Annotated in this window: 14 protein-coding genes; 4 read left to right on the forward strand and 10 right to left on the reverse strand. The window is 71.2% G+C overall.

The window, feature by feature from the left end; genetic code table 11:
* The first annotated feature begins 109 nt into the window (after positions 1-109).
* Both ACIO3O_RS22870 and ACIO3O_RS22875 read left to right on the forward strand, forming a co-directional pair.
* The gene (locus ACIO3O_RS22870; protein ID WP_401748631.1) at positions 110-1,954 is read left to right on the forward strand and encodes an ABC transporter transmembrane domain-containing protein; all 1,845 of its coding nucleotides are present in this window, start codon (positions 110-112) and stop codon (positions 1,952-1,954) included.
* Positions 1,951-3,795 (forward strand): ABC transporter ATP-binding protein, encoded by a 1,845-nt coding sequence (locus tag ACIO3O_RS22875; RefSeq protein WP_401748633.1) that lies wholly within the window; start codon positions 1,951-1,953, stop codon positions 3,793-3,795. Before ACIO3O_RS22870 ends, ACIO3O_RS22875 begins: the two co-directional genes overlap by 4 nt.
* Positions 3,796-3,876: 81 nt before the next feature.
* Here the strand turns inward: ACIO3O_RS22875 and ACIO3O_RS22880 are convergent, their stop codons facing one another.
* The 10 genes from ACIO3O_RS22880 to ACIO3O_RS22925 all read right to left on the reverse strand — a co-directional run bounded on the left by ACIO3O_RS22880 (position 3,877) and on the right by ACIO3O_RS22925 (position 10,232).
* Positions 3,877-4,119 carry a hypothetical protein gene (locus tag ACIO3O_RS22880; RefSeq protein ID WP_401748634.1) on the reverse strand — a complete coding sequence of 81 codons (243 nt, stop codon included), beginning with the start codon at positions 4,117-4,119 and terminating at the stop codon, positions 3,877-3,879.
* A gap of 26 nt (positions 4,120-4,145) precedes the next feature.
* Positions 4,146-4,517, reverse strand: coding sequence for a hypothetical protein (locus ACIO3O_RS22885; RefSeq protein ID WP_401748636.1), 372 nt, complete (start codon positions 4,515-4,517; stop codon positions 4,146-4,148).
* A gap of 222 nt (positions 4,518-4,739) precedes the next feature.
* On the reverse strand, positions 4,740-5,699 hold the full coding sequence (gene pip / locus ACIO3O_RS22890; protein WP_401748638.1) for a prolyl aminopeptidase: 960 nt from the start codon (positions 5,697-5,699) through the stop codon (positions 4,740-4,742).
* Between the two features lie 78 nt (positions 5,700-5,777).
* Positions 5,778-6,086 carry a hypothetical protein gene (locus tag ACIO3O_RS22895; protein WP_401748640.1) on the reverse strand — a complete coding sequence of 103 codons (309 nt, stop codon included), beginning with the start codon at positions 6,084-6,086 and terminating at the stop codon, positions 5,778-5,780.
* Positions 6,083-6,508: a peptidase inhibitor family I36 protein gene (locus tag ACIO3O_RS22900; protein WP_401748641.1), complete on the reverse strand. Its 426-nt coding sequence runs from the start codon at positions 6,506-6,508 to the stop codon at positions 6,083-6,085. Before ACIO3O_RS22900 ends, ACIO3O_RS22895 begins: the two co-directional genes overlap by 4 nt.
* A complete protein-coding gene (locus ACIO3O_RS22905) occupies positions 6,505-6,720 on the reverse strand; it encodes a hypothetical protein (protein WP_401748642.1) in 216 nt (71 codons plus the stop codon). Before ACIO3O_RS22905 ends, ACIO3O_RS22900 begins: the two co-directional genes overlap by 4 nt.
* A 15-nt stretch (positions 6,721-6,735) precedes the next feature.
* Positions 6,736-7,218: a hypothetical protein gene (locus ACIO3O_RS22910; RefSeq protein ID WP_401748643.1), complete on the reverse strand. Its 483-nt coding sequence runs from the start codon at positions 7,216-7,218 to the stop codon at positions 6,736-6,738.
* Positions 7,206-7,601: a hypothetical protein gene (locus ACIO3O_RS22915; RefSeq protein WP_401748645.1), complete on the reverse strand. Its 396-nt coding sequence runs from the start codon at positions 7,599-7,601 to the stop codon at positions 7,206-7,208. The genes ACIO3O_RS22910 and ACIO3O_RS22915 overlap by 13 nt, the downstream gene beginning before the upstream one ends.
* A 190-nt stretch (positions 7,602-7,791) precedes the next feature.
* Positions 7,792-9,333, reverse strand: a complete 1,542-nt coding sequence (locus ACIO3O_RS22920; protein WP_401748647.1) for a carboxylesterase/lipase family protein — start codon at positions 9,331-9,333, stop codon at positions 7,792-7,794.
* 107 nt (positions 9,334-9,440) lie between these two features.
* Positions 9,441-10,232: a metal-dependent hydrolase gene (locus ACIO3O_RS22925; RefSeq protein WP_401748649.1), complete on the reverse strand. Its 792-nt coding sequence runs from the start codon at positions 10,230-10,232 to the stop codon at positions 9,441-9,443.
* Between the two features lie 161 nt (positions 10,233-10,393).
* Here ACIO3O_RS22925 and ACIO3O_RS22930 point away from each other — a divergent pair, with 161 nt between their 5' ends.
* The gene (locus ACIO3O_RS22930) at positions 10,394-12,907 is read left to right on the forward strand and encodes a DEAD/DEAH box helicase (protein WP_401748651.1); all 2,514 of its coding nucleotides are present in this window, start codon (positions 10,394-10,396) and stop codon (positions 12,905-12,907) included.
* 40 nt (positions 12,908-12,947) lie between these two features.
* A complete protein-coding gene (locus tag ACIO3O_RS22935) occupies positions 12,948-13,820 on the forward strand; it encodes an acyl-CoA thioesterase (protein WP_401748653.1) in 873 nt (290 codons plus the stop codon).
* Positions 13,821-13,874: the final 54 nt, after the last annotated feature.

The raw sequence follows: 13,874 nt of genomic DNA on the forward strand, positions 1-13,874 counted from the left end.
CTTGCACGGTTTGCGGGAGCGGACCGGCTCCGCTCCCCCATCGCCCCTGTCCCCGTCGCCCGTATCCGCTCCCCGCCCGTTCCGGCGGCGCGTCGACCCGTAGGAATTCATGCACATCAAGGATCTTCCGTATCAAGACCCCGGCGAACCGGACGTTCGCTCCGGGGGCCGGTTCCTGCTGTGGCTGGGGCGCAATCAGCTCGGCGGACAGGTGAAGGCCATGGGCTGGGGGCTGCTGCACCAGCTCGGTGTGGCCGGGCTGCCGTTGGGGGTCGGCGTGGCCGTGCAGGCCGTCGTCGACCGGTCCGGCACGCGGCTGGCGCTGGGTGCGGGGCTGCTGGTGCTCATGGGGATCGCGCTCGCGCTCGGTGACACGATGCTGCACCGGGTGGCGGTCACCAACTGGATCACCGCGGCCGCGCGCGTGCAGCAGTTGCTGGCGCGCCGGACGGCGGAGCTGGGGGCCGCGCTGACCCGCCGGGTCGCGGCGGGCGAAGTGGTGGCGGTCTCCACGGGCGACGTGGAGAAGATCGGATGGTTCGTCGAGGCGCTGTCGCGGTTCGCGGCGGCCGTTCTCGCCCTCGTGGTCGTCTGCGTCGGCCTGGTGATCTACCAGCCCGCGCTCGGCGTGGTCGTCGCCGTCGGGGTCCCGGCGCTCGCGCTCGCCGTGCTGCCGCTGCTGCCCAAGGCCACGGCGCGCGCCGACGTGCAGCGCGAGAAGGCGGGCCGGGCCACCGAGCTGGCGTCCGACACGGTCGCGGGCCTGCGCGTGCTGCGCGGCATCGGCGGCGAGGAGCTCTTCCTCGGCCGCTACCGCGAGGCCTCTCAGGAGGTCAGGAAGGCCGCCGTGCGCAGCGCCAGGATGTGGGCGCTGATCGCCGCCGTCCAGGTGCTGCTGCCGGGCCTGCTGCTCGTGGCGGTCGTCTGGTACGGGGCCGGGCTCGCCCGGCAGGGCACGGTGACCGTCGGCGAACTGGTCACCGTGTACAGCGCGGTGACGCTGCTGATGTACCCGCTGCGGCACTTCGAGGAGATCGCGATGGCGTACAGCTTCTCGAAGCCGTCCGCGAAGCGGGCCGCCCGGGTGCTGGCCCTGCGCCGCACCGCGCCCGGCGACGGGCAACAGGCCGCGCAGTCGCCGACCGGCGACCTGTACGACCCGGTGACCGGACTGCTCGCCCCCTCGGGCGTCTTCACGGCCGTGGTGTGCGGGGACCCGGATTTGGCGGGGCGGCTCGCGGAGCGGCTCGGCGGGCATCCGGCGAGCGCCGACGAGGAGGCCGCGAAGGTCGCCTCCGTGCGGCTGGGCGGGGTCGCCCTGGACGAGCTGCCGCTGAGCGCGGCGCGCGCCAGTGTCCTCGTGCAGGACAAGGACCCGGTGCTGCTCTCGGGCACGCTGCGCGAGCTGCTCGACGTGCCCGCGTCCGGGAAGGTGTCCGCCGAGGAGGCCCTCGACGCGGCGCAGTGCACGGACGTCCTGGCGGCGCTCGCGCAGGCATCGGTCAGCGGCGACGGCGACCCGATGGAAACCCGGATCACCGAACGCGGCCGGTCGCTGTCGGGCGGTCAGCGCCAACGCCTCGCGCTGGCACGGTCGTTGGTGACCGACCCGGAGGTACTGGTACTGGACGAGCCGACGTCCGCCGTCGACTCGCACACCGAAGCCCGGGTGGCAGCGGGTGTCTCCCGGCTCAGGTCCGGTCGTACGACCGTGGTCCTGGCCTCCTCCCCGCTGCTGCTCGACCAAGCGGAACGGGTGGTGTTCGTGCACGACGGGGAGGTGGCGGCGGTCGGCGAACACCGGGAGCTGCTGCACACCGAGCCGCGCTACCGGGCGGTCGTCACGCGCGAGACGGACGACGAGGCCGGGGCGGAGATACACGAGCTGTCCGCACGCGAGAAACACGAGAGGCACGAGAAGCACGCACGGGAAGAGATCGAGGAATCGGCATGAGCGCCACCACGGCCAAGGGCGCGACGACGACCGAGGGAGCCACGACCGGGCGCGCCCCCAGGATCGGGGTGGCTCCCCCGGCGTACGACCCGGCCGCCCCCGAGTCGGCGACGACGCTGCCGGTGGGCAGTTCGGCGACCGTGCGCGGTTACGTCACCGGGCTGCTGCGGCGGCACCGGAAGGCCTTCGCCGCGCTGATCGGCTTCAACACGCTCGCGGTGATCGCCTCCATGGCGGGCCCGTACCTGCTCGGCGGGATCATCGAGAGCCTGACGGAGGGCGCAAAGGAACTGCACCTGGAGCGCACGGCGGGGCTGTTCGCCGCCGCACTGCTGGTCCAGGCGTTCTTCGTACGGCAGACCCGGGTGAACGGCGCGCTGCTGGGCGAGCGCATGCTCGCCGACCTGCGCGAGGACTTCCTGGTCCGCTCGGTCGGCCTGCCGCCGGGCGTCCTGGAACGGGCGGGCACCGGTGACCTGCTGTCGCGCATCACCACCGACATCGACCGGCTCGCGAACGCGATGCGGGAGGCCGTGCCGCAGCTCGCGATCGGCGTGGTGTGGGCGGTGCTGCTGCTCGCCGGTCTGACAGCGACCGCGCCGCCGCTGGCGCTCGCGGTACTGCTGGCGTTGCCGGTACTGGTCATCGGGTGCCGCTGGTACTTCAAGCGAGCGGCATCGGCGTACCGCTCGGAGGCGGCGGGCTACGCGGCGGTCGCGGCCATGCTCACCGAGACGGTCGACGCGGGCCGCACCATCGAGGCGCACCGGCTGGGCGAGCGACGCATCGCGCTCTCCGACCAGCGGATCAAGCAGTGGACGGCGTGGGAAAACTACACGATGTGGCTGCGCACGGTCCTCTTCCCGGTGGTCAGCGCCACGCACGTCACCATCCTGTGCGGATCGGTCGTGATCGGTGGAGTGTTCGTGCTCCAGGGGTGGTTGACGGTGGGTCAGCTGACGACGGGCGCACTGCTCGCCCAGATGCTGGTGGACCCGGTCAACCTCATCCTGCGCTGGTACGACGAACTCCAGGTCGCCCAGGTGTCGTTGGCCCGCCTGGTGGGCGTGCACGACATCGAGCCGGACGCCGGGGACGAGACGGTCACGCCCGACGGGCGGCGGCTGCGCTCGGACGAGGTGAACTTCGGCTACCGGGAGGGCGTCGACGTACTGCACCGGGTGTCGCTGGACGTCGCTCCGGGGACACGGGTCGCACTGGTCGGCCCGTCGGGTGCGGGGAAGTCGACGCTCGGGCGGCTGATGGCGGGCATCTACGCACCGCGCACCGGTGAACTCACCCTCGGCGGGGCGGAGTTGGCCCGCATGCAGGCGGAGCGGGTGCGGGCGCACGTGGCGCTGGTCAACCAGGAGCACCACGTCTTCGTGGGCTCGCTGCGGGACAACCTGCGGCTGGCGCGGGTCGGCGCCGAGGACGCCGAGCTGTGGGCGGCGCTGGGCGCCGTCGACGCGGACGACTGGGCGCGGGGTCTCTCGGACGGTCTGGACACCGAGGTGGGGTCCGGGGGCTTCACCCTCACCCCGGCGCAGGCACAGCAGATCGCGCTGGCCCGGCTGGTGCTGGCGGACCCGCACACGCTGGTGCTGGACGAGGCGACGTCGCTGCTCGATCCGCGTGCGGCACGCCATTTGGAGCGCTCCCTCGCCCGGGTCCTGGAGGGCCGTACGGTGATCGCGATCGCGCACCGGCTGCACACGGCGCACGACGCGGACGTGATCGCGGTCGTCGAGGACGGGCGGATCGCGGAGCTCGGCAGCCACGACGCGTTGGTGGCGGCGGACGGGGCGTACGCGGCGCTGTGGAGGTCGTGGCACGGGTAGGCCGGGGCGCATGGCTCACGGGCCGTGGCCGGTCCGGGGATTTCTCGTCCCCGGACCGGCCACACGCCGTTCGAGGAGCGTTTACGGCTCGGTGCGGACCCACATCCGCCAGCCCAGACCGACGTATTCGCACCGGAATTCCTTCCAGGCGCCACCGAGATATCCGGTCTGCCCGGCGACCACGCAGTCGTACTCGGTCTGCCAGATTCCGGCGGGATTGAGGTGCCAGTCGTCGGCACCGCGAATCTGCGCGCTCGCCGGAGCGGCGACGGCCATCGCCCCGACCGCCAGCGTCGCGAACATCAGGGACAGTTTGCGCTTCATTCTTGCCTCCTTGAGTGGGGGAACGGTCAGCCCGACGACCCGAACCGCACGCTGTACGCGGGCTGCGGCGGCGGGTTGTACTGGTCCCAGGTCCCGCCGACTCCGACGATCGCCGAGAGCTGGGAGCATCCCCCGTCCAGGAAGACGAAGGCCGTGGCGTCGGTGTCGTTGCTCGCGTGGGCCGCGCCGCCGCTCAGCGGGAGGCACACGTCGTTGGGCGGCGCGAACAGGGCGTCCACGGACCCGTCGTTGCGGCTGAAGGTGAACTGTCCGCCCGCCGCCCCGGCGCTGGACGGCAGTGCGGCCACCAGGAGCAGCGCCCCGGAGGCGGCGAGGACGGTCCGGCGCAGCGCAGCGGAACCCCCCTGTTTCCCTTTGTGGCGTCTTCTTGCGAACACGGCAACTCCCTCGTTTTGTCACTGCACTTGACGAGTTGACCTTTCGAGGATTCCACGCGTGAATTTCTCACCACAACGGCTTGCAAGGGCGTGCGTTCACCGCCCGGATGCCTCCGGAGCACAACACCCGGACGGCGCGCTGCGCCATCCGGGTGAAGTGATTTCAGGAAGAGGGCAATTCACGGCGGATTGTTTCCAGCGGGAATTCCCGCGACACGGCCTCTACTGCCCCGCGAACCTCTCCAGCGCCTCCGCCATCGCCTCGCCCATACCCGTTCCGCCCATGTGGCCCGAGTCGTCGAAGATCCGCAGTTCCGCACCCGGCCAGGACTGCGCCAGCTCCCAGGCGGTGTGCGGCGGCCCGCCCAGATCGTGGCGGCCCTGGAGGAGAACGCCCGGGATACCGGCCAACGTGCCTGCCCCGCGCACCAGTTCCCCCTCCTCCAGCCACGCCCCGTGGGCGAAGTAGTGGGAGGCGATGCGCACCAGCGAGATCCGGCCCGCCTCCGGCCGCCCCGCGTAGGGAGCGGTGCTCGGCTTCACCGGTTCCAGGCCCAGCACCGCGTCCTCCCACGCGCACCAGTCGGCGACGGCCTTGTCCCGCACCGCCAGGTCCGTGCTCGACGCACGCCGGGCGTAGGCGGCCACCAGGTCGTCCCGCTCGCCCTCCGGGATCTCCGCCCGGAACCGGGCGTGCGCCTCGGGGAAGAAGCGCCCGGCTCCCCCGTACAGCCAGGCGATCTCCGAGCGCCGCGTCGTCGTCACTCCCGCGAGGACGATCTCACTCACGCGCTCCGGGAAGGCCTGGGCGTACGCGAGGATCAGCGTCGAGCCCCACGAGCCGCCGAAGAGCAACCACCGCTCCACACCCAGGTGTTCACGGAGCTTCTCCATGTCGGCGACGAGGTGGTGGGTGGTGTTGTGCTCCAGGCTCGTGGCGGGGTCGGCGACGTGCGGGGTGCTGCGGCCGCAGCCGCGCTGGTCGAAGAGGATCAGGCGGTAGCGGTCGGGGTCGAAGAGCTTCCGGTTGCGCGGGGAGCTGCCCGAGCCCGGACCGCCGTGCACGACGAGGGCGGGCTTGCCGTCGGGGTTGCCGGAGACCTCCCAGTGGACGCGGTTGCCGTCACCGACGTCGAGGAGGCCCTGGTCGTACGGTTCGAGGATCGGGTACGGGGCGGGCATCGGCCGGGACCTCCTGGGAGTGCGCATGACGGTGGGCCGGGGATCGGGCCCGGCCCACCGTAACGTCACGCCGCTGGATCAGGGGATCTGTCGGCGCAGCAGGAAGTTGAGGTCCTTGATCCCGGCGGCACCGACGGGGGCGACCACTTCCCAGCCCTGTTTGCCCAGGTCGTTGAGGCGGCTGATGTCGGCGCCGGGCTTGGAGAAGTCCCAGCAGTACTCGTACCTGGGAAGGGACGAGGACGGCTTGTCGGGCAGCTTGGGCAGGTCGCCCGTGCAGCTTCCGTCGTCGTCCATCGCCACCGCGTGTGCGGGCATCGCCACACCGGTCACCAGCAGCAGCCCCAGCACCGGAGCGCACAGCAGACGCCACCGTCCCCCGGTCATGAGCACACCCGGATCGACTGCACCAGACCGCCGGTGTTGTCGCCGGAGGTGAACGGCTCCACGACGACCCTGGCGCCCTGGTACTGGACCTTGTCGAACAGGCAGTAGCGCAACGCCGTGTTGTTGACGAAGGAGTCGATGGTCTCGGCCTTCAGCGTCCAGTGGTTGGACGCCTTCAGGTTGATCGTGTCACGCACCTGCGCCCCGGGGAGCAGCGCGTAGCCGAACCCTCGTGCCTGGGTCGAGTCGAAGACGCACATCCACCCCTGCGGGCACGCCTTGTTCTCGTACGCGTCCGCCAGCAGGTGCGCACCCGGCGGTGCGGGAGACGGAGGGTCGTCCGCAGCGGCGGAACCCGCGCCGCCCACCAGCAGTCCGGCGGCGGCAGCCAGCGCCGCGAGGTGGGAACGTGTTCCGGTCATGACGTCCTCCGCTGCTCGTGGGCCTTCTTCTCCGCCTCGGCCGCCCGCTTCGCCGCCGCCTTCTCGGCGGGCTTCAGGGGCGGGAGCACCTCGGTCCACACGGCCTTGGACTCCAGCGGCGCGGTCTCGGTGATGGGACCGATCCGCAGGTAACGCTGGCCCTTGGTGTCACAGCCCTGGAGGCGCTCGTAGTAGCCGGTGGCACGGACCACCTCGTAGCCGATGTGTTACACCACGCCCTTGCCGGGGCCGACGCTCATCGGGAACTCGGTGCCCTTTTCGATGGACACGCTCTCCTGCATCTCCTGCGTGGAGCTGCTGCCGTACGAGGCGCTGATGGAGGCGCTGAACGCCCCGAAACCGGCCGAGGCACTCGCCTCGACCGAATACTCCTTGCTGAAGGAGTTGCTGAACGACTTCGCGGATCCCTGGGAGATCGTCTCCGTCCGGTCCAGCGGATGATCGGGATCACTGCGGTTGTCGAGGGTGAAGGACATGACCTCCTGCCGGATGCGCTCCGGCTTGCCCTCCAGGTCGAAGTGCCAGGCCCCGTCGCAGATCAGGTCCTCGGGGTCGGCGTGCGCGGCGGGGGCGGGCCCCGCCAGCGCGACTGCCGCCGCGAGACACACGGCGCTCGCCAGGGCGGCTCGGCGGCCGCCGCTCCGGCGCGACGTCTCGGGGGCGCGGCGCACCACGGTCACTTCGTCCACGGCGTACCCACCAGTTCCAGCGGCGCGAGCGGTTCCGGGGCCCAGTAGACCGGCGCGGTGTCGTACGTGGTGAGGACCGTCAGGGTCGACTTCTGCCCCTTCTTGATCCCGTACATCATGGCGGTGAAGACGCCGTTGCGGGTCGCCCCGCACTTCTTCAGGTCGCCGCCCGGGCCATCGCAGTTGTAGACGACCATCGCGGCCCGGCCCGGCTTCTTACTGGTGTGGGTGTAGACAATGGTCGCCGCGTACTCGTCGCCGACCTTCTCCTGCGGGCACATGGAGAACTCGCCGCCCGTCACCTTCTTGACGACGCACTCGGCGACACGCTCTCCGGCGAAGCCGGGGGTGACGGCCGTCGCCGAGAAGGCTGCGGTCGTCACCCCCAGCACGATCAGACTTCGACATCGACCCACGAACGGGCTCCCTCCTGCGGCACCCCGGGCCAACCGGTGTGCAGATTTCAGTGAACAGGAGGAGGGGTACCGGCAGCGCGTGATCCAATAACCCTATTGAGGTTGATTTACCTACCAATCACCCGACTGCCGGTCCGTCAGTCGACTCCCCGTCAGCTCAGCCCACGAGCCCTTCCCACGCCTCCCGCCGCTCCCCCGTCGGATCCCGCACCAACTCCGGCTCCGCCTTGATCAGCATCTGCGCACGGGACTTCTCGTCGTACGCGGGCCACTCCGGTCCACCGGGCAGGCTCGGCCGGCCCTCCCGGACGAAGGAGAGCACCGCGTCCTGGAGCGCCGCCGACGCTGCCTTGTCCGCCTCGCTCATGTCCATGAATCCGTCGGCCGGTTCACCGCTCAGCGAGCACAGGTCGAAGGACGGCTCGCGGCTCCACAGGCACGGGATGTCCGCCGCGTGCGTGGGGCCGAGCAGGTTGTACGGCTCCATCGGCGGCTGGTGGTCGAAGCGGTGCATCCACGCCGCACCACCCGCCCGCACCTGCGCCTCGGCCACCCGCACCGACGGCATCGCGAACATGGCGTCGCCGAGGAGCGTCTTGCGCGGGTTGCCGCCGACGGCCGCCCCCTCCGGCTCGAACTCCTCGTAACGGCGCAGCAGTTCGGCCCAGGCTTCCGTCCCGATCCGCGCCTCCAACGACTGGGTGATCGGGTTGTCCTCGGCCATGAACGTGAAGATGGCCATCTCGTCGCGGCAGTACGCCACCAGCAGCGGTACGTCCGCCACCGCGCCGTCCGCGACGGCGGCGAGCGGCACGTACGGGATGAGGTCGCCGTCGACGACCGGCACGAACGGGATGCCCTGCTTGCCGTCGTGCCCGCCCGTGTGCGCCAACTCCTCGGTCGCCGCCCGCAGTTCGGCCACGGGTACGTCCCGGATGCGGCCCGGTTCCGTCGCCGGGATGCCGAGCCGGGCCAGCAGGGCCTTCGCGGCGGCGGTGCCGGTCGCGGCGTCCTGCTGTTCGGCGGCACTGCCGCTGAGCAGCACCGCACCGTGGAAGAGGCCGCGCGCGGCGGGCACCCCGAGCAGGGTGCCGACGCTCATGCCGCCCGCCGACTCGCCGACGATCGTCACGCGGGCCGGGTCGCCGCCGAAGGCCGCGATGTTGTCCCGCACCCACTGGAGGGCGGCGACCTGGTCCCGTACGCCCACGTTGGAGTCGGCGACCGTCGGGTCGACGCCCGCGAGGTGCAGGAAGCCCCAGGAGCTGAGCCGGTAGTTCAGGGTCACCACGACCGCGTCGCCGCGCTCCGCGAGGACCGAGCCGTCGTAGTCCGCGCCGGTGCCGAAGACGAAGCCGCCGCCGTGTATCCAGACCAGGACCGGGCGGGGCGCCGACGCCGGGGCGGCCGGGGCGAAGACGTTGAGGTAGAGGCAGTCCTCGCTGTCCCGGCCGTACGGGGGCGCCGTCGGGTCGAAGCGCGAGAGCTGCACGGCGGCCGGGCCGTACGCCGTGGCCTCGCGCACGCCCTCCCACGGCTCGACCGGCTGCGGCGCCCGCCACTTCAGGTCGCCGACCGGCGGCTGCGCGAACGGGACGCCCAGCCAGGCATGGCTGTCGTGGCGGACGGTGCCGCGCAGGGCTCCCGCCGTGGTCTCGACGACGAGCTGTCCGGCCTCGACCGCTTCACTTGTTGACACGTGTCACTGCCTTTCGTGGAAGGTGCACCGGCTTGAACGTACACCCGCCCCTGACGTACAAAAAGGGGCAGTCCGCACACTCCCGGACCGCCCCTTTTCGCCACGCGTCAGATGAAGCCGAGCGCAGCCGCCCCGCCCACTCCCCCGGCCAGCATGAACACCGGCATCAGCACCTTCAGCTCCACCCAGCTCCCGGCCCGGAACCGCATCGCCTTCGGCGGCCCCAGCGCGTACCAGCGCTTGCCCGCGATCGGGATCGGCCACAGGATCGGGCAGCCGGAGACGGTCAGCGCGTCCCCGATGTCGTGCACGAGCGCGCCGAGCACGATCGGCAGGCCCAGCCACAGGTATTCCTGGCCCGGTGCCTCGAACAGCCAGCCCGCGCCGTTGCCCGGCTTGTCCAGCACGCCCGCCAGGATCCACGCGCTCGTCGCACCCAGCAGCCACACCAGGACGTCGCTGGAGACCCGGGCGGCCCGCCACAGCAGGCCCTCCACCGCGAGCACGAGGTGGACGAAGAGGATCGCCAGGACCGCCCAGCGCCCGCCCCATATGGCCGCCGCCGAGCAGCCCGCCCCGACGCCCACGGCCCACACCCAGGTGTGGGTGAGGGTGCGGTGGCCGCCGGTGCGGCGCGGGTCCTTCTTCGTACGGGTCGCCTTGTAGACGGCGTACGAGATCTTGTCGACGATCTCGCAGAGCAGCCGGGAGACCGGCCCGAAGGCGCGCGAGATGGTCGCCGACTTGTGGTCGAGGTCGGGGGCGAGTGCCGCCCCCGCGCAGATCAGTGCGCCGACGACGAGCACCGGCCAGGGCATCGCGTGGCCGGCCGCGGCTGCCGCGGCTCCCACTCCGAGCCAGGCGGCCGCTCCCGACAGTGAGTGCGCCGGTCCCATCATGGTCGTACCCGCCCCATTTGCTGTGTGTTCCCCCATCTCTTCCCTGGCGCGGCCGAGTTGAGACGCGGCCGCCGATGGGCTGACCCGTCACCCTATCCGGGATGATCTTGCACATACCCTCCGGTTCCCCGATCCGTACCGGCACCGGGCAAGATGGGGGCGTGACCCTTATCGATCAGCTCCCGCCGAACGCCGACCCCGACACCCTCTTCGAGGCCTTCTCGACCTGGGCCCAGGGCGAGGGCATCGCCCTCTACCCGGCGCAGGAAGAGGCGCTGATGGAGGTGGTCACGGGTGCGAACGTGATCTTGTCGACACCCACCGGCTCCGGAAAGAGCCTGGTCGCGGCGGGTGCGCACTTCACGGCGCTGGCCCAGGACAAGGTCACCTTCTACACCGCGCCGATCAAGGCGCTGGTGTCGGAGAAGTTCTTCGACCTCTGCAAGCTGTTCGGCACCGAGAACGTCGGCATGCTCACCGGCGACGCCTCGGTGAACGCGGACGCCCCGGTGATCGCCTGCACGGCCGAGGTGCTGGCCTCGATCGCGCTGCGGGACGGCAAGTACGCCGACATCGGCCAGGTCGTCATGGACGAGTTCCACTTCTACGCGGAGGCGGACCGCGGCTGGGCCTGGCAGATCCCGATCCTGGAGCTGCCGCAGGCGCAGTTCATCCTGATGTCGGCCACGCTCGGCGACGTCTCGATGTTCGAGAAGGACCTCACGCGCCGGACGGGCCGTCCGACGGCCGTCGTACGGTCCGCGACGCGGCCCGTCCCGCTGTCGTACGAGTACCGGATGACGCCGATCACCGAGACGCTCACCGAGCTGCTGGACACCAGGCAGTCGCCCGTTTACATCGTGCACTTCACGCAGGCGGCGGCCGTCGAGCGGGCGCAGTCGCTGATGAGCATCAACATGTGCTCCAAGGAGGAGAAGGAGAAGATCGCCGACCTGATCGGCAACTTCCGCTTCACCACCAAGTTCGGCCAGAACCTCTCCCGGTACGTCCGCCACGGCATCGGCGTGCACCACGCGGGCATGCTGCCGAAGTACCGGCGCCTGGTGGAGAAGCTGGCGCAGGCCGGTCTGCTCAAGGTCATCTGCGGTACGGACACGCTCGGCGTCGGCGTCAACGTACCGATCCGGACCGTGCTCTTCACGGCGCTGACGAAGTACGACGGGACCCGGGTGCGGACCCTGCGCGCCCGGGAGTTCCACCAGATCGCGGGCCGCGCCGGGCGGGCGGGCTTCGACACCGCCGGTTTTGTCGTCGCGCAGGCTCCCGAGCACGTCGTGGAGAACGAGAAGGCGCTCGCGAAGGCGGGCGACGACCCGAAGAAGCGCCGCAAGGTGGTCCGCAAGAAGGCCCCGGAGGGCTTCGTCGCCTGGTCGGAGTCGACCTTCGACAAGCTGATCGGCTCCGACCCCGAGCCGCTGACCAGCCGTTTCCGCGTCACGCACACGATGCTGCTGTCGGTCATCGCGCGCCCCGGCAACGCCTTCGAGGCCATGCGCCACCTGCTGGAGGACAACCACGAGCCCCGCAAGGCGCAGCTGCGGCACATCCGCCGGGCGATCGCCATCTACCGCTCGCTGCTGGACGGCGGGGTGGTGGAGCAGCTCGACACGCCCGACGCCGAGGGCCGGATCGTCCGGCTGACCGTCGACCTCCAGCAGGACTTCGCGCTCAACCAGCCCCTCTCCACCTTCGCCCTGGCCGCCTTCGACCTCCTGGACCCCGAGTCCCCGTCGTACGCCCTCGACATGGTGTCCGTGGTCGAGTCGACGCTCGACGACCCCCGGCAGATCCTGGGCGCGCAGCAGAACAAGGCGCGCGGCGAGGCCATCGGGCAGATGAAGGCCGACGGCATGGAGTACGAGGAGCGGATGGAGCGGCTCCAGGAGGTGACCTACCCCAAGCCCCTGGAAGAGCTGCTGTGGCACGCGTACAACGTGTACCGCAAGAGCCACCCGTGGGTCGGCGACCACCCGGTGTCGCCGAAGTCGGTCATCCGTGACATGTACGAACGGGCCATGACCTTCGCCGAGTTCACCTCGCACTACGAGCTGGCGCGCACCGAGGGCATCGTGCTGCGCTACCTGGCGAGCGCGTACAAGGCCCTGGAGCACACCATCCCCGACGACCTGAAGTCGGAGGACCTCCAGGACCTCATCGCGTGGCTCGGCGAGCTGGTGCGCCAGGTCGACTCCTCGCTGCTTGACGAGTGGGAGCAGCTGGCGAACCCGGAGGTCGAGACGGCGGAGCAGGCGCAGGAGAAGGCCGACCAGGTCAAGCCGGTCACCGCGAACGCACGCGCCTTCCGGGTCCTGGTCCGCAACGCCCTGTTCCGCCGCGTCGAGCTGGCGGCGCTGGACAACGTGCACGCGCTCGGCGAGCTGGACGCGGAGTCCGGCTGGGACGAGGACGCGTGGGGCGAGGCCATGGACGCGTACTGGGACGAGCACGACGACCTGGGCACGGGCCCGGACGCGCGCGGCCCCAAGCTCCTCATCATCGAGGAGGACACGGCGCACGGGCTGTGGAAGGTCCGGCAGATCTTCGCCGACCCGGCGGGCGACCACGACTGGGGCATCAGCGCCGAGGTCGACCTCGCGGCGTCGGACGAGGAGGCGCGCGCGGTCGTGCGCGTCACGTCCGTCGGCCAGCTCTGACCCTCCCCACCACGCCCTCCCCACCACGAAGGAACCCACCATGACGAACCCGGCCGAGAGACTCGTCGATCTGCTCGACCTGGAGCGGATCGAGGTCGACATCTTCCGCGGCCGCAGCCCGCAGGAACACCTCCAGCGGGTGTTCGGCGGGCAGGTCGCGGGCCAGGCGCTGGTCGCGGCGGGCCGCACCACGGACGGCGACCGTCCGGTGCACTCCCTGCACGCGTACTTCCTGCGTCCCGGCCGCCCCGGTGTGCCGATCGTCTACCAGGTGGAGCGGGTGCGCGACGGCCGCTCCTTCACCACCCGCCGGGTGACGGCCGTCCAGCAGGGCCGCACGATCTTCAACCTCACGGCCTCCTTCCACAAGCCGGAGGAGGGCGGCATCGAACACCAGCTGCCGCCGCGCCGCGAGGTGCCCCCGCCGGAGTCCCTGCCCTCCGTCTCCGAGGAGATCCGCGACCACCTGGGCACCCTCCCGGACGCCCTGGAGCGCATCGCCCGCCGCCAGCCCTTCGACATCCGTTACGTCGACGGCCTGCGCTGGACGCGCGAGGAGATCGAGGGCGCGGAGCCCCGCAGCGCGGTGTGGATGCGCGCGGTCGGCCCGCTGGGCGACGACCAGCTCGTCCACACCTGCGCCCTGGCCTACGCGAGCGACACGACCCTCCTGGACGCGGTCCGCCTGCCCGTCGAACCCCTGTGGGGCTCCCGCAACTTCGACATCGCGTCGCTGGACCACGCGATGTGGTTCCACCGCCCGTTCCGGGCGGACGAGTGGTTCCTGTACGACCAGGAGTCCCCCATCGCGACGGGCGGCCGGGGCCTGGCACGGGGCCGGATCTACGACCGGGAGGGGCAGTTGCTGGTGTCGGTCGTGCAGGAAGGGCTGTTCCGGAAGCTGGGCGACTGATCCCGCTGGGCGGTGGAGCCCGGTCGGGACGCCTGATCGCCCAGGCGGGCTATC

The organism is Streptomyces sp. NPDC087440 (genome assembly GCF_044744005.1).
GTDB lineage: Bacteria > Actinomycetota > Actinomycetes > Streptomycetales > Streptomycetaceae > Streptomyces.